This window comes from Sanguibacter keddieii DSM 10542 (assembly GCF_000024925.1).
Classification (GTDB): domain Bacteria; phylum Actinomycetota; class Actinomycetes; order Actinomycetales; family Cellulomonadaceae; genus Sanguibacter; species Sanguibacter keddieii.
Genome location: NC_013521.1, coordinates 1,721,889 through 1,742,062 on the forward strand (window position 1 = coordinate 1,721,889; position 20,174 = coordinate 1,742,062).

20 protein-coding genes are annotated in these 20,174 nt (G+C 71.8%); 9 read left to right on the top strand and 11 right to left on the bottom strand.

What is annotated here, in order from left to right:
• The first annotated feature begins 109 nt into the window (after positions 1 to 109).
• Positions 110 to 553 (top strand): RDD family protein, encoded by a 444-nt coding sequence (locus SKED_RS07525; RefSeq protein WP_012866542.1) that lies wholly within the window; start codon positions 110 to 112, stop codon positions 551 to 553.
• A gap of 204 nt (positions 554 to 757) precedes the next feature.
• On the opposite strand, the gene SKED_RS07530 is transcribed toward SKED_RS07525, so the two are convergent.
• From SKED_RS07530 to SKED_RS07545, 4 genes are all read right to left on the bottom strand, one after another.
• Positions 758 to 1,504: a DUF4191 domain-containing protein gene (locus tag SKED_RS07530; protein ID WP_012866543.1), complete on the bottom strand. Its 747-nt coding sequence runs from the start codon at positions 1,502 to 1,504 to the stop codon at positions 758 to 760.
• 46 nt (positions 1,505 to 1,550) lie between these two features.
• A complete protein-coding gene (gene lipA, locus SKED_RS07535) occupies positions 1,551 to 2,552 on the bottom strand; it encodes a lipoyl synthase (RefSeq protein ID WP_012866544.1) in 1,002 nt (333 codons plus the stop codon).
• A 129-nt stretch (positions 2,553 to 2,681) separates the two neighbouring features.
• A complete protein-coding gene (lipB, locus tag SKED_RS07540; protein WP_012866545.1) occupies positions 2,682 to 3,326 on the bottom strand; it encodes a lipoyl(octanoyl) transferase LipB in 645 nt (214 codons plus the stop codon).
• Positions 3,327 to 3,335: 9 nt separating this feature from the next.
• A complete protein-coding gene (locus SKED_RS07545; RefSeq protein ID WP_012866546.1) occupies positions 3,336 to 3,812 on the bottom strand; it encodes a MarR family winged helix-turn-helix transcriptional regulator in 477 nt (158 codons plus the stop codon).
• A 42-nt stretch (positions 3,813 to 3,854) separates the two neighbouring features.
• Between SKED_RS07545 and SKED_RS07550 the strand changes: the two genes are divergently transcribed.
• On the top strand, positions 3,855 to 6,194 hold the full coding sequence (locus tag SKED_RS07550) for an MMPL family transporter (protein ID WP_245534618.1): 2,340 nt from the start codon (positions 3,855 to 3,857) through the stop codon (positions 6,192 to 6,194).
• The gene (locus SKED_RS07555; RefSeq protein WP_012866548.1) at positions 6,191 to 7,222 is read left to right on the top strand and encodes a Gfo/Idh/MocA family protein; all 1,032 of its coding nucleotides are present in this window, start codon (positions 6,191 to 6,193) and stop codon (positions 7,220 to 7,222) included. The genes SKED_RS07550 and SKED_RS07555 overlap by 4 nt, the downstream gene beginning before the upstream one ends.
• 82 nt (positions 7,223 to 7,304) lie before the next feature.
• On the opposite strand, the gene SKED_RS07560 is transcribed toward SKED_RS07555, so the two are convergent.
• The 3 genes from SKED_RS07560 to lpdA form a co-directional block, all read right to left on the bottom strand.
• A complete protein-coding gene (locus SKED_RS07560; protein ID WP_012866549.1) occupies positions 7,305 to 8,252 on the bottom strand; it encodes a TIGR01777 family oxidoreductase in 948 nt (315 codons plus the stop codon).
• Positions 8,253 to 8,522: 270 nt separating this feature from the next.
• The gene (sucB, locus tag SKED_RS07565; protein ID WP_012866550.1) at positions 8,523 to 10,268 is read right to left on the bottom strand and encodes a 2-oxoglutarate dehydrogenase, E2 component, dihydrolipoamide succinyltransferase; all 1,746 of its coding nucleotides are present in this window, start codon (positions 10,266 to 10,268) and stop codon (positions 8,523 to 8,525) included.
• 29 nt (positions 10,269 to 10,297) lie between these two features.
• On the bottom strand, positions 10,298 to 11,683 hold the full coding sequence (lpdA, locus tag SKED_RS07570; protein ID WP_012866551.1) for a dihydrolipoyl dehydrogenase: 1,386 nt from the start codon (positions 11,681 to 11,683) through the stop codon (positions 10,298 to 10,300).
• A 192-nt stretch (positions 11,684 to 11,875) separates the two neighbouring features.
• Between lpdA and SKED_RS07575 the strand changes: the two genes are divergently transcribed.
• Entirely contained in the window at positions 11,876 to 12,214 is a 339-nt protein-coding gene (locus tag SKED_RS07575; RefSeq protein WP_012866552.1) for an oxidoreductase, read from the top strand.
• 118 nt (positions 12,215 to 12,332) lie between these two features.
• On the opposite strand, the gene SKED_RS07580 is transcribed toward SKED_RS07575, so the two are convergent.
• Positions 12,333 to 13,814 (bottom strand): leucyl aminopeptidase, encoded by a 1,482-nt coding sequence (locus SKED_RS07580; protein ID WP_012866553.1) that lies wholly within the window; start codon positions 13,812 to 13,814, stop codon positions 12,333 to 12,335.
• Positions 13,815 to 13,991: 177 nt separating this feature from the next.
• Here SKED_RS07580 and SKED_RS07585 point away from each other — a divergent pair, with 177 nt between their 5' ends.
• The 4 genes from SKED_RS07585 to SKED_RS07600 all read left to right on the top strand — a co-directional run bounded on the left by SKED_RS07585 (position 13,992) and on the right by SKED_RS07600 (position 16,215).
• Entirely contained in the window at positions 13,992 to 14,351 is a 360-nt protein-coding gene (locus SKED_RS07585; RefSeq protein ID WP_012866554.1) for a hypothetical protein, read from the top strand.
• A 97-nt stretch (positions 14,352 to 14,448) separates the two neighbouring features.
• A complete protein-coding gene (locus SKED_RS07590) occupies positions 14,449 to 14,943 on the top strand; it encodes a hypothetical protein (RefSeq protein ID WP_012866555.1) in 495 nt (164 codons plus the stop codon).
• 34 nt (positions 14,944 to 14,977) lie between these two features.
• Complete coding sequence (locus tag SKED_RS07595) at positions 14,978 to 16,006, top strand: quinone-dependent dihydroorotate dehydrogenase (RefSeq protein WP_012866556.1); 1,029 nt, start codon at positions 14,978 to 14,980, stop codon at positions 16,004 to 16,006.
• A complete protein-coding gene (locus SKED_RS07600; RefSeq protein WP_012866557.1) occupies positions 16,003 to 16,215 on the top strand; it encodes a hypothetical protein in 213 nt (70 codons plus the stop codon). The genes SKED_RS07595 and SKED_RS07600 overlap by 4 nt, the downstream gene beginning before the upstream one ends.
• Before the next feature lie 116 nt (positions 16,216 to 16,331).
• On the opposite strand, the gene SKED_RS07605 is transcribed toward SKED_RS07600, so the two are convergent.
• Both SKED_RS07605 and SKED_RS07610 read right to left on the bottom strand, forming a co-directional pair.
• A complete protein-coding gene (locus tag SKED_RS07605; RefSeq protein ID WP_012866558.1) occupies positions 16,332 to 17,345 on the bottom strand; it encodes an aldo/keto reductase family protein in 1,014 nt (337 codons plus the stop codon).
• A 92-nt stretch (positions 17,346 to 17,437) separates the two neighbouring features.
• Positions 17,438 to 18,049, bottom strand: coding sequence for a DUF3043 domain-containing protein (locus tag SKED_RS07610; RefSeq protein WP_012866559.1), 612 nt, complete (start codon positions 18,047 to 18,049; stop codon positions 17,438 to 17,440).
• 84 nt (positions 18,050 to 18,133) lie between these two features.
• Here SKED_RS07610 and SKED_RS07615 point away from each other — a divergent pair, with 84 nt between their 5' ends.
• Positions 18,134 to 19,477, top strand: a complete 1,344-nt coding sequence (locus tag SKED_RS07615) for a dipeptidase (protein ID WP_012866560.1) — start codon at positions 18,134 to 18,136, stop codon at positions 19,475 to 19,477.
• Positions 19,478 to 19,619: 142 nt separating this feature from the next.
• Here SKED_RS07615 and SKED_RS07620 read toward each other — a convergent pair whose 3' ends face one another.
• On the bottom strand, positions 19,620 to 20,147 hold the full coding sequence (locus tag SKED_RS07620; RefSeq protein WP_012866561.1) for an acyl-CoA thioesterase: 528 nt from the start codon (positions 20,145 to 20,147) through the stop codon (positions 19,620 to 19,622).
• Positions 20,148 to 20,174 lie beyond the last annotated feature (27 nt).

Here is a 20,174-nt window from a genome sequence, read left to right on the forward strand (position 1 = left end):
CTGACCGAGGCGTGGATGGGCTGCGGAGCGCTGAGGGTGCCCCGGGGGTGCACGGAGGGTGCGCTGGGTACTCGGTGAGCGGCGCGCCCCGGCCACGTATCCTGAGGGGGTGGCATCACGTGACGACATCGGCTCATGGCTCGAGGGCACCCCGCAGGGCGACGGCTCGGGAGGCCGCGGCGACCGGCTCGGTCTGCCGCGCTCCGGCCCTGGCTCCCTCGCCCCGACCGGTCGGCGCGTCCTGGCGCTCCTGATCGACTGGCTGGTCGCGAGCCTGGTGAGCCTGGCGCTGTTCGACTACCACCCGATGGCCACGCTGGCCGTCTTCGCCGTCGAGAACATCTCGCTGGTCTCGACCCTCGGCTACACGATCGGGCACCGCGCCCTCGGCATCGTCGTCCGCCCCGAGGTCTCCGGCATCCCGACCATCGGCTTCCTGCGCGGCACGATCCGCAGCCTCCTGCTGTGCCTGGTGATCCCCGCCGCCGTGTGGGACGCCGACGGCCGCGGCCTCCACGACAAGGCCGCCCGCACGGTCATCGTCCGCCGCTGACCCCACGAGCTCGCACGCAGAGTCGCGAGGTCGCACGGACACGCCAAGCAGGCGTGATCTTGGGGCCCGTCTGGCGCGTCTGTGCGACCTGGCGGTGAGGGGTGCGACCTCGCGGACCGTCGGCGGTGGACCGTCCTCACGACAGAGCGACGCCCGCTCCTGTCGGGGCGGGCGTCGCTCTGGGTGTGGCCTCTGCGGGTGCAGTCAGCGCATGCCCTTGCGGTCGGGGCGGGCGCGGTTGGGGTCGACACCCTTGGGGATCGGCATGCGGATCTTGCCGAGCGCGGTGAGACGCTTGCCGACCTCGCCGACCTCGGCCTTGTTGAGCTTCGGCTTGAGCTTCTGCACGTGGCGCGCGAGCTTGGGCAGCGGGACCTGTCCCTCGCCGTTGCCGCACTGGACGACCGTGACCGGCACGCCCGAGAGGATGCGGCTGAGCTTGCGCTGCTCGGCGTCGACGAGCTTCTTCACGCGGCCGGAGGGGCCCTCGGTGACGAGCACGATGCCGGCGCGGCCGAGGCCGCGGAACAGCAGGTCCTGCGTCTTGGGGTCCACGGCGGCGGGCTCTTCGTCGAAGCTCCATCCGCGGCGGATCGTCCCGAGCGCGGCGCGGGCGGCGCCGGGCTGCCCCTCGATCTCCGCGTACTGGGCGCGCTCGGCGCGGCGGGCGAGCACGAACATCGCGCCGAGCAGACCGAAGGGCACGCCGATGATCGACATGTAGACGGGCTGGCCCCACCAGAGGCCGATGCCGACGAACAGGGCGACGATGCCGACGAACACGCCGAGCATGATCCACGGGACCTTGCGGTCCCGCGCGTAGGTCATCTTGTAGGCCTGGAAGACCTGGTGATACCAGCGGACCTTCTTGGGCTTCTTCTGCTTCTTGGGGGCACCCTGGGCGTCTGCTGCGACGCCGGGGGCGATCTCGTCCTTGTTCTTGCGGGCCATGATCCTCAGTCTAGCGGGGCCGGACGGTGCTCCGAGGAGCGTCCCGTCAGCGGGCGAGCAGGGTCGACGCCTCCTGGCGGGACGTGGTCGGTTCCGTGAGGTACGCGAGCGCCTCGGGCACCTCGTGGCCGCGCCTGCGCATCGCCTGGCCCCACAGCCGACCGGCCCGGTAGGACGACCGGACCAAGGGGCCGGCCATGACCCCCGAGAACCCCATGCGGTCGGCGGCGTCGGAGAGCTCGACGAACTCCTCAGGCCGCACCCACCGGTCGACGGGGTGGTGCCGGACCGAGGGTCGCAGGTACTGGGTGATCGTCACGAGGTCGCACCCGGCGTCGTGGAGGTCCTGCAGTGCTTCTTCGGCCTCGGTCGTGGTCTCGCCCATGCCGAGGATGAGGTTCGACTTGGTGACCAGCCCTGCCTCGCGGGCTCGGGTGATGACGGACAGCGACCGCTCGTAGCGGAAGCCGGGGCGGATCTGCTTGAAGATGCGCGGCACGGTCTCGACGTTGTGGGCCAGGACCTCTGGCAAGGACTCGTTCACGGCGTCGAGCAGCTCGGGCACCGCGTTGAAGTCGGGGATGAGCAGCTCGACGCCGGTGCCGGGGTTGAGGGCGTGGATCTGCCGGACGGTCTCGGCGTAGAGCCATGCCCCACCGTCGGCCAGGTCGTCGCGGGCCACGCCGGTCACCGTCGAGTACCGCAGGCCCATGGTCTGGACGGACTCGGCGACGCGGCGCGGCTCGTCGGTGTCGAGGTCGGCGGGCTTCCCGGTGTCGATCTGGCAGAAGTCGCAGCGTCGCGTGCACTGGGAGCCTCCGATGAGGAAGGTCGCCTCGCGGTCTTCCCAGCACTCGAAGATGTTGGGGCAGCCGGCCTCCTCGCAGACGGTGTGGAGACCGCCTGCCTTCACGAGTCCCTTGAGCTCGGTGTACTCGGGGCCCATGGTGGCGCGGGTCTTGATCCAGCCGGGCTTCTTCTCGATCGGCGTCGCGGCGTTGCGGGCCTCGACCCGCAGCATGCGGCGTCCCTCGGGTGCGATGGTCACAGGCGGTCTCCCAGAGATAGTTTCTGGTCAGCGTACAACAATCTCTCCAGGCGGCATCGAGCGACCGCTCGCCGCCGGGTCAGCCGGACCCCTCCTCGTCCGGCGAGCGTCGCGTCGGTGCTCGTCGGGTCAGCGGTCCGTAGCCCCGGGAAGCCGCTCGCGCAGGTGCACCTCGAGCAGCGGCGCGACCTCGGTGACGGTCACGCTCCGCCCCAGCTCGAGGCTGAGCGTGGTGACACCCGCGTCGGCGATGCCGCACGGCACGATCGGCGCGTAGTGCGCCAGGTCGGCGTCGCAGTTGAGCGCGAGGCCGTGCATGGTCACGCCCCGGGCCACCCGGACCCCGATCGCGCAGACCTTGCGGGCCGGGAGGTCTGCGGTCGGGGCGCACCAGACCCCCGAGCGTCCCTCGACGCGGACGGTCTCGAGCCCGAGGTCGTGGCAGACGGCGACGACGGCGTCCTCGAGCAGCCGGACGTAGGCGACCACGTCCACCGGGTCGGCGAGCGTCACGATCGGGTAGGCGACGAGCTGGCCGGGGCCGTGCCAGGTGATCTTGCCGCCGCGGTCGACGTCGACCACCTGGTGGCCGTCCGTGGGGCGCTCGGCCTGCCGGGTCCGCCGGCCGGCCGTGTAGACCGGAGCGTGCTCGACGATGAGCACGGTGCTGGGCAGTGTCCCTGCGACGACCTCGGCGTGGACGGCGCGCTGCAGCGCCCACGTCTCCTCGAAGTCGGCGAGCCTGGCCCCGAGGTCGACCTGCCGGAAGTCCATCGCCTCAGGCTAGCGCGCGTCGGCCTCGGCGTCAGGAGCCTGGGTCTCAGGGGATTGGGTGTCGGGAGCCTGGGCGCGGACCATGTCGACGAGGATCTCCCGGAGCGACGCGAGCTGCTCGGGCGACAGCCCCGCGCTCGCGATGGCCTCGCCCTGCTCGGGGCGGGCGGCCTCGGCGGCGACCGTGCGGCCGGCGTCGGTGAGGTGCACCACCTGTCGGCGGGCGTCCGTCGGGTCGGGGGTGCGTGCCACGTAGCCCAGGCGCTCCAGGCGGGCGACGGTGCGGCTCATGGTCTGCTCGGTGACGTTGGACAGCGTGGCGATCTCGCGCTGCGAGTGGCCGCCGCGGAGCAGGTGCAGGAGCACCGGCAGGCTCGCGTGGTTGAGGCCCCAGCCGTCGAGGTGGTTGTTCCACCGGCGCTCGAGCCCGCGGGCGACGTGGGAGATGAGACGGCCGGTGGCCCAGGAGGACGGGTCGTCGGGCATCGTCACACTCCTGTCAGGTTGCATGCTGTCGGTCTGTCGTCAATGATACTCAGCATGCTGAGTAAATCCCCTCGTGCGGACCGTCGCGACCACGCAGGAGCCGCCCCGCGCCGCTCAGGTGTCGTCCGAGGCCTGATCATTGTCGCAGTCATCGCCATCTGGCTCGGAATCGGTGCGCTGGGTGGACAGGCCCAGGGCAAGCTGAGCTCCGTCCAGACCAACGACGCCGCGGCGTCGCTGCCCTCGAGCGCCGAGTCCACCCGGGTCTCGGCCCTCGCCGCCGACTTCGTCGAGTCCCAGTCCCTCCCCGCCCTCGTCGTCGCGACCTCGGCCCAGGGCGGAGCGCTGACCCAGGACCAGCTCGCCGCGGTCCAGACCTTCGCCGACTCGATCGCGACCATCGAGATCCCCGGCGCGAGCGGTGACGACCCCCGCACCGTCGGAGACGTCCTCACCGCTCCCGCGGTCGTCGTCCCGTCCGAGGACGGCGAGGCGGCACTCATCACCCTCGCGCTCGACGCCGACGCCGCAGAGTCGCTCCTCGCCGACGGCGAGAGCCTGACCCCGACGGTCGTCGGCGCGCTCCGCGACGCGATCGCCGCCGACCTCGCCGGCGCGGACCTCAACCTCTGGGTCACCGGCCCCGCGGGCTTCGTGGCCGACCTCGTCGTCGCCTTCGGCGGCATCGACACCGTCCTGCTGCTCGTCGCGCTCGTCGCGGTGCTCATCATCCTGGCCTTCGTCTACAGGTCGCCCATCCTGCCCTTCGTCGTCATCTTCACCGCGGTCTTCGCCCTCTGCCTCGCCGGTCTTGTCGTCTACCAGCTCGCCGACAACGGCACGCTCGTGCTCAACGGGCAGTCCCAGGGCATCCTCTCGATCCTGGTGGTGGGTGCGTCGGTCGACTACTCGCTGTTCATCGTCGCCCGGTACCGCGAAGAGCTGCGGCACACCCGGCACCCGGCCGACGCGCTGCGCAAGTCCCTGCGCGCCTCGGTCGAGCCCATCCTCGCGAGCGCCGGGACCGTCATCGCCGGCCTCCTGTGCCTGCTGCTGTCTGACCTCGCCTCCAACCGCTCGCTCGGCCCCGTCGCCGCCATCGGCATCGTGGCCGCCTTCCTCGGTGCCATGACCTTCCTCCCCGCCCTGCTGCTCGTCGGCGGCAAGCGGTCGCGTGCGGTGTTCTGGCCGCGCCGGCCGTCCTTCGTCGACGAGGCGCAGGCCGAGCCGGGCGCCGTCGGCGCGATCGACACCACCTCGGGCTTCTGGGCGCGCGTCGCCCGCTTCGTGGCCCGCCACGACCGCCGCGTCTGGGTCATCACCGCTGTGGTGCTCGCCGCCTGCGCCGCCTTCGTGCCGACGCTCGACGCGAGCGGGACGAGCGAGTCCGACGTGTTCCTCACCCAGGTGGACTCGGTCGACGGCGAGGAGGTCCTCGCCCAGCACTTCGACGGCGGGAACGTCCAGCCGGCGATCGTCATCGCACCCGAGGCCGACCTCGACGCCGTCCTGGCAGCCACCGAGGGTGTCGACGGTGTCGCGAGCGCCGCGCCCGTGACCGCCTCGAGCGGCCAGGGCCAGCCCGGCGCGGCGACCGACGAGCCGCCGCTCGTCGTCGACGGCATGGTCCGGCTCGACGTCGTCACGACGGACGCGGCCGACACCCAGGGGGCTGTCGCCACGGTGGCCGACCTCCGGACCGCGGTGCACGAGGTCAGCCCCGACGCGCTCGTCGGCGGTGCCGCGGCCGAGCGCCTCGACACCCAGGACGCCGGGACCCGCGACCTCCAGGTGATCGTGCCCGTGGTGCTGCTGGTCATCCTCGTGATCCTCATGCTGCTGCTGCGGTCGATCCTCGCCGCGGTGCTGCTCATGGCGGCGAACGTGCTGTCCTTCGGCGCAGCGCTCGGTGTGTCGGCGCTGGTGTTCCAGCACGTCTTCGGATTCCCCGGGGCCGACCCGACCGTGCCGCTCTACGCCTTCTGCTTCCTCGTGGCGCTCGGTGTGGACTACACGATCTTCCTCATGACCCGGGTCCGGGAGGAGACGCTCCACCACGGCACCCGTGACGGGGTGGTCCGCGGGCTCACAGTCACCGGGTCGGTCATCACCTCGGCCGGTGTGGTGCTCGCCGCGACCTTCGCGGCGCTCGGCATCATCCCGCTGATCTTCCTCGCGCAGATCGCCTTCGTGGTGGCCTTCGGGGTGCTGCTCGACACGATCGTGGTCCGCTCGCTGCTCGTCCCGGCCCTCGTGCACGACATCGGCGGTGCCGTGTGGTGGCCCTCGAAGCTCGGGAAGATCGAGCGCGAGCGCCACGGCAAGCACGTGGCCGATCAGGGTGCCCAGGGTCCGTCCGACGGAGCTACCGTGGACGCATGAGCACACTGCGCGTCGGGCTGGTCGGGTACGGGGGAGCAGGGCGTGGCATCCACGCCCGGCTCGTGGAGCAGGCAGGTCACGTCGTCACCGTCGTGGTGAGCCGCTCCCCGGAGCGTGCCGCGACGGCGCGCGAGGACTGGCCGGGGGTCGAGGTCGTCGACGACCTCGACTCCCTGCTGGCCGACACCTCGCGGTACGACCTCGTCGTGCTCGCCAGCCCCACGCCGCTCCACGAGGAGCAGGCGGTGCAGGTCCTCGAGGCCGGCGTGCCCCTGCTGCTCGACAAGCCGATCGCCCTCGACGGCGCCGGGGCCGAGCGGGTCGCCCGCACCGCCCGCGAGACCGGGACACCGCTCACCGTGTTCCAGAACCGGCGCTGGGACCCCGAGCAGCTCACGCTCCGGTCCGTCCTCGACGAGGGGACGATCGGCACGGTCTACCGCTTCGAGCGGCGCTGGGAGCGGTGGCGCCCGGTACCGCAGCAGCGCTGGAAGGAGCAGGACCCCCAGGGTGGCGGTCTGCTCCTCGACCTCGGGACGCACCTCGTCGACTCGGCGGTCCAGCTCTTCGGTCCGGTCGAGTCGGTCTACGCCGAGCTCGCCCGCCACACGACGCCGACCGAGGACGACGTGTTCCTCTCGCTGCGCCACGTCGCCGGCGCGGACGGCCAGCAGGTCGTCAGCCACCTGTGGGGTGGTTCTGTCGTCGGTGCACCCGGGCCGCGCACCCGCGTCCTGGGGTCGGCGGGCGCGTACGTCGTCACGACCTTCGAGAACGACGCGTCCCCCTTCGAGCAGATGGACGCCGACGCTCCAGGAGGCTCTGAGGGGTGGCTCGCTCATGGTCACGAGCGGACCCCGGTCCGGCGCGCACCGGGCGGCCACGAGGACTTCTACCCGGTGGTCGCCGCCTGGGTCCTCGACGGAGGTCCCGTGCCCGTGGACCCCGCCGAGACCGTCGTGACGGCACGCGTCCTCGACGCGGCCCGCGAGAGCGCGAGGACGGGCAACCGGGTCATCCTGGCCTGAGTCGCTCGGCTGGCTGACCTTCGTCCAGGGCAGCCTGCCGGGCCCGCCGAGCGGTCCGGCTCAGACGGTCGTGCCGCGTGGCTCAGACGGTCGGGCTGGACTGCGCCGAGCGCCCGTCGGCAACCCAGGCCGCGGCCGCGTGGATGGTGGGGTGCGTGAACTCGAACCCCGCCTCCTCGAGGACCTGCGGGTGCACGCGCTGGGACCCGAGCAGCTCGCTCGAGAACTCCCCGAGGGCGATCTTCAGCGCAAAGCCCGGGACCGCCACCTTGGTCGGGCGGCCGAAGGCGTCGCCGAGCGCCCGGGTGAGGTCGCCGTTGCGCGAGGGCGCAGGGGCCGTGAGGTTCACCGGTCCCTCGAGGTCGGACTCGAGCACGTGCAGGACCGCCCGGATCTCGTCCTCGAGAGTGATCCAGCTCCAGAACTGGTCGCCGCTGCCCATCCGGCCGGCGACCCCGGCCTTGACGAGGGGCAGCAGGCGACCGAGCGCGCCGCCGCTCGGGGCCAGGACGATCCCGGTGCGCAGGTGTGCGACGCGCAGACCTGCCGCCCGTGCGGGCTCGGCAGCGGCCTCCCACGCGCGGACCACGTCGGCGAGGAAGCCCTGGCCGTACGGGCTGGACTCGGTGAGGACGGTGTCGCCCTGGTCGCCGTAGGCGCCGATGGCGGAGCCCTGGACGAGGACGGCGTCGCGCGGTGCGCGACCGTCGGCGACGGCCGCGACGAGGTGCTCGGCGAGCAGCGTCGTCGAGTCGACCCTCGAGCGCAGGATCTGCTGGCGGTACGACTCGGTCCAGCGGTGGTCGCCCACCCCGACGCCCGCGAGGTTCACGATGGCGGCAGCACCGTCGAGGGCATCGCTGGGCAGCTGTCCGGTGGACGGGTCCCAGGTGATCTCGCCGGGTGCGCGGACCGGGCGACGGACGAGCGTCCTGACGTCGTACCCGCGACGTCGTAGCCGGGGGACCAGGGCCGACCCGATGAACCCGCTCGAGCCTGCGACGACGACGGTGCTGCGAGAGGTGTCCATCGAGCCATCGTAAGCACCACCCCGCCCCCCGGCACCCGCTGCCCCCTCCCACCCTCAGCCCGCGCCCCCGCCCTCATGCCCGTGGCGCGCCAGCGCAATCCTCCGCGGAGGGCTGCGCTGGCGCGCCACGGGCATGAGAGGGGGTGGCGGAGGCTGGGGGCGATGAGCAGGTGGTCGGCTGGACGCGGAAGGACCCCGTGGCCGGTGGCCACGGGGTCCTTCCGTCGTGCGGTCAGGCGTCGACGGGCGACGCCTGGGGGAGTGCGAGGGTCAGAGACCGACCTCGGACTCGAAGGCACCCTCTTCGATGCGCTTCTTGATCGCCGTGAGGTAGCGCGACGCGTCGGCGCCGTCGACCAGACGGTGGTCGTAGGAGAGCGAGAGGTAGCAGATCGAGCGGATCGCGATGACCTCGGCGCCGTCGGCGTCGGTGATCACTGCGGGACGCTTGACGATCGTGCCGGTGCCGAGGATCGCCGACGTGCCGCCGGGGACGATCGGGGTGTCGATGAGCGCCCCGCCCGAGCCGGTGTTGGTGATCGTGAAGGTGGCGCCGCTGAGCTCGTCCGGACCGACCTTGTTGTCGCGCGTACGCGTCGCGAGGTCCACGATCTTGCGGGCGATGCCACCGAGGTTGAGGTCACCGGCGTCGCGGATGACCGGGACCAGCAGACCGCGCGGGGTGTCGACGGCGATGCCGACGTTCTCCTGTGCGTGGTAGGTGATCTGGTCGCCCTCGAGCACACCGTTGATCTTCGGGTAGGCCTTGAGGGCCTCGACCGCCGCGAGGGCGAAGAAGGGCAGGAACGTGAGGTTGGCGCCCTCGCGTGCCTTGAAGCCGTCCTTCGCCTTGGCGCGCAGGCGCGCGACGCGGGTCACGTCGACCTCGACGACCGTGGTGAGCTGCGCCTGCGAGTGCAGGGCCTCGACCATGCGCTCGGCGATGATCTTGCGCAGGCGGCTGGCCTTCTCGGTCGTGCCGCGCAGCGGCGAGACCTCGGGGACCGACGCCTTCGAGGGCTTGGCCGACGGTGCGGTCTCGGCCGGAGCCGATTCCTTCGGGGCGGCAGCAGCCTTGGCGGCCTCCTCGGCCTTGGCAGCAGCCTCGAGGACGTCCTCCTTGCGGATGCGTCCTCCCACACCGGTGCCGGTGACGGTCGAGATGTCGACACCCTTCTCAGACGCGAGCTTGCGCACGAGCGGGGTGAGGTAGGAGCCGCCGGAGGTCGACGGCGCGGAGGCCTCGGCCTTCGGTGCGTCGGCCTTGGGGGCCTCGGCCTTCGGCGCCTCGGTCTTCGCCTCGGCCTTGGGGGCCTCAGCCTTCGGAGCCTCGACCTTCTCCTCGGCCTTCGGCTCGGGAGCCTTCTCGGCCGGGGCCGACTCAGCAGCAGCGCCGGAGCCGATGATCGCGAGGACGGTGCCGACCTCGACGGTCTCGTCCTCCTCGACCAGGATCTTCTGGAGCGTGCCGGCGATGGGCGACGGGACCTCGGTGTCGACCTTGTCGGTCGAGACCTCGAGCAGCGGCTCGTCGACGTCGACGGTGTCGCCGACAGCCTTGAGCCAGCGGGTCACGGTGCCCTCGGTGACGGACTCTCCGAGCGCGGGGAGCTTGATCTCCTCGCCGTCGCCGCCCTCGGCGGGGGCCGAGTCGGCCTTCGCCTCAGGGGTGGCGGGGGAGGGAGACTCGTCCTGCGCGGCGGGGGCAGCAGGTGCCTCCTCCTCGGCAGGAGCCTCGGCTGCGGGCTCCTCGGCGGGTGCCGAGTCGCTCGAGCCCTCGCCCGAGCCGATCTCGGCGAGAGCGGCGCCGACCTCGACGGTCTCGTCCTCCTCGACCAGGATCTTCTCGAGCACGCCGGCGAACGGCGACGGGATCTCGGTGTCGACCTTGTCGGTCGAGACCTCGAGCAAGGGCTCGTCCAGCTCCACGGTCTCGCCGACGGCCTTGAGCCAACGGGTGACGGTGCCTTCGGTGACTGATTCGCCCAGTGCGGGCATCTGCACGGTGTCAGACATGACCTCTCCGGTCTCCTTCGATCGCTTGGTCAGTTGTGGGCGTGCAGGGGCTTGCCGGCCAGAGCCAGGAATGCCTCTCCGAGCGCTTCGTTCTGAGTGGGGTGTGCGTGGACGAGCGAGGCGACGTCTTCGGGGTACGCCTCCCAGTTGACGATGAGCTGACCCTCGCCGATGAGCTCACCGACGCGTGCACCGATCATGTGGACGCCCACGACGGGGCCGTCCTTCTGGCGCACGAGCTTGATGAAGCCCTGGGTGTCGAGGATCTTGCTCTTGCCGTTGCCGGCGAGGTTGTACTCGAGGGTCTCGACGTTGTCGGCGCCCAGGCTCTCCTTGGCCTTCGCCTCGGTGAGGCCGACGGAGGCGATCTCGGGGTCCGAGTACGTGACGCGGGGGATGCCCGACTCGACGATCGGCGCGGGGTTGAGGCCGAGGATCTGCTCGGCGACGAAGATGCCCTGCGCGAAGCCGCGGTGCGCGAGCTGGAGGCCGGGGACGATGTCTCCGACGGCCCAGATGTTGCCGACCCCGGTGTGCAGCTTCTCGTCGGTGATGACGAAGCCGCGGTCGAGCGTGATGCCCTGCTCCTCGTAACCGAGGTCGGCGGTGCGGGGGCCGCGGCCGACGGCGACGAGCATGATCTCGGCGTCGAAGGTCTTGCCGGACTCGAGGGTGACGTGCACGCCCGAGTCGTCCTGCTCGACGGTCTTGAAGCGGTCGCCGAGGTTGAAGGCGATGCCACGCTTGCGGAACGCACGCTCGAACGCCTTGCTCAGCGCCTCGTCCTCAGCGGGGACCAGGTGCGGCAGGCCCTCGATGATGGTGACCTCGACGCCGAAGGAGCGCCAGACGCTCGCGAACTCCGAGCCGATGACGCCGCCGCCGAGGACGATGACGGACTTGGGGACGGTGTCGAGCTTGAGCGCCTGCTCGGAGGTCAGCACGCGACCGCCGATCTCGAGGCCCGGGAGGGAGCGCGAGTAGGACCCGGTCGCGATGACGACGTGGCGACCCGTGTACCGGGTGCCGTCGACCTCGACGGTGTCCTTGCCCACGAGCTTGCCGTAGCCCTCGATCACGGTGATCTTGCGGGACTTGATGAGTCCCTGGAGGCCCTTGTACAGGCCGGAGATGACGCCGTCCTTGTACTTGTTGACGCCCTCCATGTCGATGCCCTTGAACTCGGTCTGCACACCGAAGTGCTCACCGTCGCGGGCGTTGTCCGCGAGCTCTGCGGCGTGGAGGAGGGCCTTGGTGGGGACGCAGCCGTAGTGGAGGCAGGTGCCCCCGAGCTTGTCAGCCTCGACCAGGGCGACCTTCTGGCCGAGCTGAGCGGCGCGCAGCGCGGTGGCGTAGCCTCCGCTGCCTCCGCCCAGGACGACGATGTCGAAATCGGTGCCGGGGGTCTCGGCCACGTGCAACTCCTTAGGCGCAATGGGTTCGTTACCGGTCCATCTTGTCATCACGGGGCGCGTGCCCCAACCGCTGGAGGGGCACAAAGGCCCAGTTGGTGGTGTGAGAATGGAGACATCCCACGACTTTCGTCCTGGCCACCGCGCACAGGCCGCTCCCAGGCTGGTGCCGGACGGCGCATGTATCCTGCCTGCATGTCGCGACTGACACGGATCTTCGGCCGCCGCCCCGCGTCGCCCGAGGACCCGGCCCCCCTGAAGTCCTCCGACCGGCGCCGCGAGACGATGGAGCACCTCGAGCAGTTCACCCGCTCGAGGGTCGGCGTCGAGTCGTACATCGAGCCGCCCACGGTCGACCAGCCGACGACCATCCTGCTCATCGCCTCGTCGGGAGAGTGGACCCGCCGCCGCGTGCCCGACGCCGTCGCCGCCCGCAAGATCGCGGCTGAGATCGGCATCCCCGTCTACGACGTGAACTTCACCGGGTACCCGCAGCGCATGCGGGACTGGAACAGCGCGCACAAGCGCCGCTAGCCGCGCGTCGGACGCCGGCCCGCACGGCCTCAGCACGCACGACGGGCGCGGCCCCACCTCTCGGTGGGGCCGCGCCCGTCGGCGTCTGGCAGCCGGGTCGTCCTGCGACCCGGTTCCGCTACTTCTTCGCGGCGTAGGTCTCGAGGAACCCGAGCATGGTGCGCACGCCGACCCCGGTCCCGCCCACGGGCGTGTAGCCGTGCGCCGAGCCCTCGTTGAAGGACGGGCCGGCGATGTCGAGGTGCGCCCAGGGCAGCCCGCCGGTGAACTCCTCGAGGAACAGGCCGGCGACGAGCATCCCGCCGAAGCGGTCGCCGATGTTCGCGATGTCGGCCACCGCGGAGTCCATGCTCTTGCGGAGCTCGCGCGGGAGCGGCATCGGCCAGAACTGCTCGCCGGTCGCACCGGCGGCGTCGACCACCTGGGTACGGACGTCCTCGGAGCCCATGACGGCGCTCACGCGCGCACCGAGCGCGACCATCTGGGCGCCGGTGAGCGTCGCGATGTCGAGCACCACGTCGGGGTTCTCCTCGCCGGCGGCCACGAGGCCGTCGGCCAGCACCAGGCGACCCTCGGCGTCGGTGTTGAGGACCTCGACCGTCTTGCCACCACGGATGGTGATGACGTCGGAGGGGCGCTGTGCCGTACCGGACGGCATGTTCTCCGCGAGGCAGAGCCAGCCGGTCACGGCGACCGGCAGGCCCAGGCGCGCGGCGGCGAGCACGGTGTGGAGCACCGCGGCGGCGCCGGCCATGTCGGACTTCATGGCCTCCATGCCCTTGGCGGGCTTGATGGAGATGCCGCCCGAGTCGAAGGTGATGCCCTTGCCGACGAGCGCGATCTTCGCTGCCGGTCGGGTGGGGGAGTACGAGACCTTGACGAGGCGCGGTCCGCGCGTCGAGCCGAGGCCGACGCCCAGGAGCCCGCCGTAGCCGCCCGCGGTGAGGGCCTTCTCGTCGAGGACCGTGACCTTGACGCCGCTGCCCTTGGCCGCAGCCTTGGCGATGTCGGCGAAGGCTGCGGGGAACAGGTCGTTCGGCGCGCTGTTCACGAGGTCTCGCGTGGCGTGGACGGCCTGCGCCAGCACCTTCGCTCGCTCGCCGGCCTTCTTGAGCGAGGGCTTCTTGGCGTGCTCGGTGACGACCTCGACGGAGGAGACGGGCGTCCCCGCGGTCGCGGCCTCGCCGGTGCGGTAGGTGCGGAAGGCGTAGGCGCCGAGCAGCGCGCCCTCGGCGACGGCGGCCGCGTCGGCCTCGGTCACCACGGGCAGCGCGAGGGCGGCGGACGATACGCCGCCGAGGCTGCGCACGGCGGCTCCGGCCGCACGGCGGAGCGTCTCCGGGGTGACGTCGGCGAGCGTGCCGAGGCCCGTGAGGACGACGACCTTCGCGGAGACGCCCTTGCCGGTGGGCGCGCGGGTGACGCTGTCGGCCGCGCCGGTGACGCCGAGGAGCTCGAGGTCGAGCGTCGCCGCGACGGCCTTGGGCAGCGCGTCGGCGGGCGCGAGGACCGGGCCGGTGGGGGTCTGTCCCACGCCGATCACGAGCGCGTGGGAGGTGAGAGAGCTGGGGGCTGAGGAGGTGAAGGTGAGATCGGTCACCGGTCGATCGTATCGCCCGGTCGTGAGGACCCGGCACGCGCCGTCGGCCGGTCGGCCCGGGGCGAGAAGCGTCGAGGAGCGTCGGGGGAGGCACCGACCGTGCTCGCAGCGAGCGCGTGGTGGGCGCGCAGCGGGCGCGGCACACGCGCTGAGCGCTGCGAGCGGTAATCTCGACCTGTGCTCACGCCCCTCACCGTCCTCGTCGTGGTCGCCGCCTCGTTGCAGGGCCTGTGGGCCGCCTGGTTCGCGGTGCGCGACCGTGCGGTGATCCTCAAGCAGCTCTGGGGCGCCGCGGTCGTCGAGGCGCTGCTCCTGGTGCAGACGGTCGTCGCGGCCGTGCTGCTCGCGACCGGAGACCACCCCGGTGTGCCGGTCGGCGAGCTGTGGGGCTACCTGGTGACGGTGCTCCTCATCCTGCCGTTCGCGGCCGCGTGGGCCTTCGCCGAGCGCAGCCGGTGGAGCTCGGTGGTCATGGTGCTCGCCGCCGTGACCGTGATCTTCCTCGAGTACCGGCTCGTGCTGATCTGGGGCCGATGACGCGCCGACAGGCGCCGGTGACCGTGTCCCGACGACACCGGGCGGACGCCTGCAGCACCCGCGACACCCGCATCACCCGCACGAGAGAAGGAACGACGTGGACCTAGACAGGACGGGTGGCTCGACCGCCTCCCCGCACAGCACCAGCTCGGGCTTCGGGCGGCTGCTCGTCGCCGTCTACGCGATCCTCGCCCTCGCGGCGACGGTCCGCGGCGCCTACCAGCTCGTCGCGCACGGCTCCGAGGCCCCGCTGGCGTACTCGCTGTCCCTGGCGGCCGGCATCGTCTACGTGGTCGCGACGCTCGCCCTGGCCAAGGGCACCGGCCGGTGGCGCACGGTCGCCTGGGTGACGGTGTCGATCGAGCTCGTGGGGGTGCTCACCGTCGGTCTGCTCACAATCGTCGACGCGGGCGACTTCCCCGAGGCGACCGTCTGGTCGTCCTTCGGCCAGGGCTACGGCTACGTCCCGCTGGTCCTGCCCCTCGTGGGCCTCTTCTGGCTGTGGCGCACCCGCCCGACCGCAGCAGCGTCTGCAGCAACGTCCGCAGCGCCTTCTGTGCCGTCAGAGCCCCCCGCGAACCCCGCCGCCTGAGTCACGTCCCCGACCTCCGAGGAGCCCGCACGCCATGGTGTACCCCTTCATCTTCCGCACCGTCTTCCGCCGGATGGACCCCGAGCAGGCGCACCACCTGGCCTTCCGTGCGATCGCACTGGTGGGGCGGACGCCGGTGCTCGGCGGCGTGGTCCAGGGCGCGCTCGCCCCGTACCTGCGCGGTCCGGGGGTCGAGGTCTTCGGGCGCCGGGTCCCGGCTCCCTTCGGTGTGGCCGGCGGCTTCGACAAGAATGCCGAGGCGGTGCGAGGCCTGACGATGCTCGGGTTCGGTTTCGTCGAGATCGGGACCGTCACGGCTCACGCGCAGCCGGGCAACGAGCGTCCGCGCCTGTGGCGCGAGATCGACCTCGGCGGCGTGCGCAACCGCATGGGCTTCAACAACGAGGGCGCGGCGGCTGCCGCCGAGCGTCTCGAGCGTCTGCGCTCGACCCGCTCGGGGCGCGCGGTGTTCGTCGGCGCCAACATCGGCAAGACGAAGGTGACTCCGGCGGCCGAGGCGGCCGGCGACTACGCGACGAGCGCGAGCCTGCTCGCACCGTGGGCCGACTACCTCGTGGTCAACGTGTCCTCGCCCAACACCCCGGGGCTGCGTGACCTCCAGTCGGTCGACGCGCTGCGGCCGATCCTCGTCGCCGTGCGCGAGGCCGCCGACACGGCGACCGAGGCGGCGGGCCGCCGTCGTGTGCCGCTCCTCGTGAAGATCGCCCCGGACCTCGCGGACGACGACGTCGACGCGGTCGCGGACCTCGCGCTCGAGCTCGGCCTCGACGGTGTGGTCGCGGTCAACACGACCATCTCGCACGACCTCGGCGAGGGCGGGCTCTCCGGTCGTCCGCTCCTGCCACGCGGGCTCGAGGTGGTCGCGCGCCTGCGCAGCCGGCTCGGGGCGCGGCCGGTGATCATCGGCGTCGGCGGGATCACCACCGCCGCAGACGCGCAGGCCTACCTGGACGCCGGAGCGGACCTCACGCAGGGCTACACGGCGTTCATCTACGAGGGTCCGTTCTGGGCCTGCCGGATCAACAAGGAGCTCGTGCGATGACGACACCCCAGTGGGCGTGGGCCTTCGAGGCCGCGGACGGCACGCCGGTCGAGGGCACCGTCAGCCCCGTGTTCACCAACCGGTTCGACGCCGAGCAGTGGCTCGGCCAGGGCTGGCGGGAGATGGCCGAGACCGGCATCGCGTCGGCTGTCCTGCTCGCCGAGGGCAAAGTCGCCGCGCCCGCGGTCCGGCTCTCGAGCGACGTCTGAGCGACGCGCTGACACGAACGGACCAGCAGCGACCGAGAGGCCCGGTGCGACGAGTGATCGTCGCACCGGGCCTCTCGTGGCTGTGCTGAGCTGTGCCGTCGGGCGAGACCCTACGGTCAGGCGACGCGGCCCTTGGGGGCGGTCTCTGCCGTCTTGCCCGGGTCGCGCTCGACGACGCCGCCGAGGATCGTGTCGATCTTGGTCAGCAGCTCTTCGGGGATGACGACTCCCGAGGCCTTGACGTTCTCCGCCACCTGCTCGGGGCGCGAGGCACCGATGAGTGCGGCGGCGACGTTGTCGTTCTGGAGGACCCAGGCGACCGCGAGCTGGGCGAGCGAGAGGTCGAGCTCGTCGGCGACGGGCTTGAGCTCCTGCACGCGGCGCAGGACGTCGTCGTCGAGGAAGCGCTTGATCATGTTCGCGCCGCCCTTCTCGTCGGTGGCGCGCGACCCGGCGGGGAGCTCGGCCCCGGGGGCGTACTTGCCGGTGAGGACTCCCTGGGCCACGGGGGACCAGACGATCTGGGAGATGCCGAGCTCGGCCGAGGTCGGGACGACCTCTTCCTCGATGACGCGCCACAGCATCGAGTACTGCGGCTGCGAGGAGATGAGCTGGAAGCCGAGCTCCTTGGAGAGGGCGTGGCCGGCGCGGATCTGGTCGGCGGTCCACTCGCTCACGCCGATGTAGAGCGCCTTGCCCTGGCGGACGATGTCCGCGAAGGCCTGCATGGTCTCCTCGAGCGGCGTCTCGGTGTCGTAGCGGTGCGCCTGGTAGAGGTCGACGTAGTCGGTGCCGAGGCGGGTGAGGGACCCGTCGATCGACTCCATGATGTGCTTGCGCGAGAGCCCGGTGTCGTTGGGCCCGCCGGGGCCGGTGGGCCAGTAGACCTTGGTGAAGATCTCGAGGGACTCGCGACGCTCGCCCTTGAGCGCGTCGCCGAGCACCTGCTCGGCCTTGGTGTTCGCGTAGACGTCCGCGGTGTCGAAGGTGGAGATGCCGGCGTCGAGCGCCGCGCGGACGCAGGCGGTCGCCGCGTCGTTCTCGACCTGCGAGCCGTGGGTGAGCCAGTTGCCGTAGGTGATCTCCGAGATCTTGAGGCCGGAGTTGCCGAGGTATCGATAGTTGACCATCTGGTCAGACTATCCGCGACGACCGACACCGGCCGCCCGAGAGGGGCGACCGGTGTCGGTTCGGTGCTGGCAGGCGCGGTGCGCCGTGGGGGTCAGCTGGTCGGGTACTGACCGTGCTTGACCATCGGCTTGGGCAGGCGTGCCCGGCGGATCTGGAAGGCGCGCATCGCGGCGTAGCGACCGATCCCGCGCAGCTCGACGCCCTCGCCGAACTTGGCGACGAGACGCTTCTTGAGCGCGCGCCACATGATGAAGGTGTCGGCGATCGCGACGATGACCACGACGTAGACGGCGAGGATCGCGAAGACCGCGAGCTCGGGGATCTGGTTGCCGAAGAGCGTGACGACGAGGAAGGCGAGCGCGAGGAACAGGAAGTACTCGGCGACGTTACGTCGGGCGTCGACCATGTCGCGCACGTAGCGCTTCACCGGTCCGCGGTCGCGGTAGGGGAGGTTCTTCTCGTCGCCGGTCTTCATCGCCTGGTACTCGACGTCGCGGGCGGCACGCTGCTTGGCGCGGGCGGCCTTGGCGGCGGCGCGGCGGTCGTCCGGGACCAGGGGACGCTTGTTGGCGGCCTGGGAGACCTTGCGCTTGGGCGTCGGTCGACCCTTGCCCGCCCGCTCGATGGCTTCCGCGGCCGCGACAGCGTCCTGGGTGCCGGTGGTCGGGACGGCGTCGTCTGAAGGCTTGCTACGTGAGAACACGAGACGATCTTAGTCGACTCCTCGGCGGCCCAGACCGGCCCGTCAGGTGCGCCCCGTGACCCTCCCGCGCGATACGGTGCGGTGGTGACTGATCTCAACGACCTCAGGTCCCGTGTCCACGACCTCTTCCCCGCCCTGCGTACCGACCTCGAGGCGCTCGTGCGTATCCCGAGCGTCTCCGCCCCGGCCTTCGACCAGGCGCACGTCGCGTCGAGCGCCGAGGCCGTCGCCGAGCTGCTCCGCGGCGCCGGCCTCGACGAGGTGCAGGTCCTCACCTCGGGCGAGAGCCGCCCCGCCGTCGTCGCCCGCCGGGCCGCGCCTGCCGGTGCCCCGACGGTGCTGCTCTACGCCCACCACGACGTCCAGCCTCCCGGCGACACCGCGTCCTGGGCGACCGACCCCTTCGTGCCCACCGAGCGGGACGGACGTCTCTACGGCCGCGGCGCGGCCGACGACAAGGCCGGCATCGTCGCTCACCTGGGTGCGCTCCGTGCGCTCGGCGACGACCTCGCCGTCGGCGTGACGGTGTTCGTCGAGGGCGAGGAGGAGATCGGCTCGCCGTTCTTCGGCGAGTTCCTCGCCGAGCACGCCGAGCTGCTCCGCGCCGACGTCATCGTCGTCGCGGACTCCTCCAACTGGAAGGTCGGCGTCCCCGGCCTCACCACGTCGCTGCGCGGGCTGGTCGACTGCGAGGTCGAGCTGTCCGTCCTGTCGCACGCCGTGCACTCGGGCATGTTCGGCGGGCCCGTGCTCGACGCCATCACGCTGCTGTCGCGCCTCATCGCGACCCTGCACGACGACGCCGGTGACGTCGCCGTCGCGGGCCTGGCCCACGCGCCCGACCCGACGGTCGACTACGACGAGGCGGACTTCCGCGCCGACTCGGGTCTGCTCGACGGCGTGCAGCTCGCGGGGACCGGGCCGATCTCCTCGCGCCTGTGGACCAAGCCGGCGCTGTCCGTGATCGGCTTCGACGCGCCGACCGTCGCGCTGTCGTCCAACACCATCGCGCCGAAGGCCACCGCGAAGCTCTCGCTGCGTATCGCCGCCGGGCAGGACCCGGCCGCGGCTCTCGACGCGCTGCGGACGCACCTGCTCGACCACGCGCCGCTCGGCGCGAAGGTCGTCGTCCGTGACGGCGAGCTCGGCAAGCCCTTCCAGGCGCCCGCCGACTCCGCCGCGATGCGCGCCGCGCGCACGGCCTTCGAGCAGGCGTGGGATGTCCCGCCCGTCGACATCGGCATCGGCGGGTCCATCCCGTTCATCGCCGACCTGCTCGAGGTCTTCCCCGACGCCGCGATCCTCGTGACCGGCGTCGAGGACCCGGACTCCCGCGCGCACGGCGCCGACGAGTCGGTCCACCTCGGCGAGCTCGAGAAGGTCGTCCTCGCCGAGGCGCTCCTGCTCGACGGGCTCGCCAAGGGCTGACAGCCCAGCAGTCAGCACGAGAGCCGCCGTCCCGTTCAGGGGCGGCGGCTCTCTGCGTGCGCGGACCCTCTGCGTGCGCGGACCCTCTGCGTGCCCGGACTCTCCGCGTGCGCAGTGGCTCGGTCGGTCAGCAGCGCAGGGCTCAGCCCCGGTGCGCGACGTCCATGGCGCGCGCCCAGGCGGCGACGTCCTCGGGCAGCTCGGGGCTGGTCTCCGGCCCGCCGAGCAGCGCGACGACGTCAGGCGCCGGCACGCGGTCGCCGGTCTTGGACAGGAAGCGTCCGGCGACGATGCCGCGTGCGGCGAGCTGGCCGCCGGTGGTGATGACCTGCTCGAGGTAGGCGATGCGCGGGTCCCAGCCCATGACGCGGCTCGTGATCTCCACGCGTTGGCCGAGGGTCAGCGACCGGCGGTACTTGACGGTCGAGGCGGCCACGACCGGGTACCAGCCCTTCTCGTTGAGCAGCGGCATCCCGCCGCAGTCGGCGAGGAGATTGCTGCGTCCGGTGTCCATCATGTTGAGATAGACCGCATTATTCACATGGCGATAGATGTCCAGGTCTCCGGGACGGACGCGGGTGCGGGTCACCGAGGGATCGAGGACCGTCTGGCCGGGGATCGCCCGGCGGGGACGGAAGGTGGCGAGGGCGAGCTGGATCTGGCGGGTCACCCGGTCACGCTACTACGGCCCCCACCC

Coding starts and splice junctions, on each gene's coding strand:
- SKED_RS07530 (WP_012866543.1), bottom strand. CDS start 1,504: ATGGCCCGCAAGAACAAGGACGAGATCGCCCCCGGCGTCGCAGCAGAC.
- lipB (WP_012866545.1), bottom strand. CDS start 3,326: ATGGACTTCCGGCAGGTCGACCTCGGGGCCAGGCTCGCCGACTTCGAG.
- SKED_RS07545 (WP_012866546.1), bottom strand. CDS start 3,812: ATGCCCGACGACCCGTCCTCCTGGGCCACCGGCCGTCTCATCTCCCAC.
- SKED_RS07550 (WP_245534618.1), top strand. CDS start 3,855: ATGATACTCAGCATGCTGAGTAAATCCCCTCGTGCGGACCGTCGCGAC.
- SKED_RS07555 (WP_012866548.1), top strand. CDS start 6,191: ATGAGCACACTGCGCGTCGGGCTGGTCGGGTACGGGGGAGCAGGGCGT.
- SKED_RS07560 (WP_012866549.1), bottom strand. CDS start 8,252: ATGGACACCTCTCGCAGCACCGTCGTCGTCGCAGGCTCGAGCGGGTTC.
- sucB (WP_012866550.1), bottom strand. CDS start 10,268: ATGTCTGACACCGTGCAGATGCCCGCACTGGGCGAATCAGTCACCGAA.
- SKED_RS07575 (WP_012866552.1), top strand. CDS start 11,876: ATGTCGCGACTGACACGGATCTTCGGCCGCCGCCCCGCGTCGCCCGAG.
- SKED_RS07595 (WP_012866556.1), top strand. CDS start 14,978: ATGGTGTACCCCTTCATCTTCCGCACCGTCTTCCGCCGGATGGACCCC.
- SKED_RS07600 (WP_012866557.1), top strand. CDS start 16,003: ATGACGACACCCCAGTGGGCGTGGGCCTTCGAGGCCGCGGACGGCACG.
- SKED_RS07605 (WP_012866558.1), bottom strand. CDS start 17,345: ATGGTCAACTATCGATACCTCGGCAACTCCGGCCTCAAGATCTCGGAG.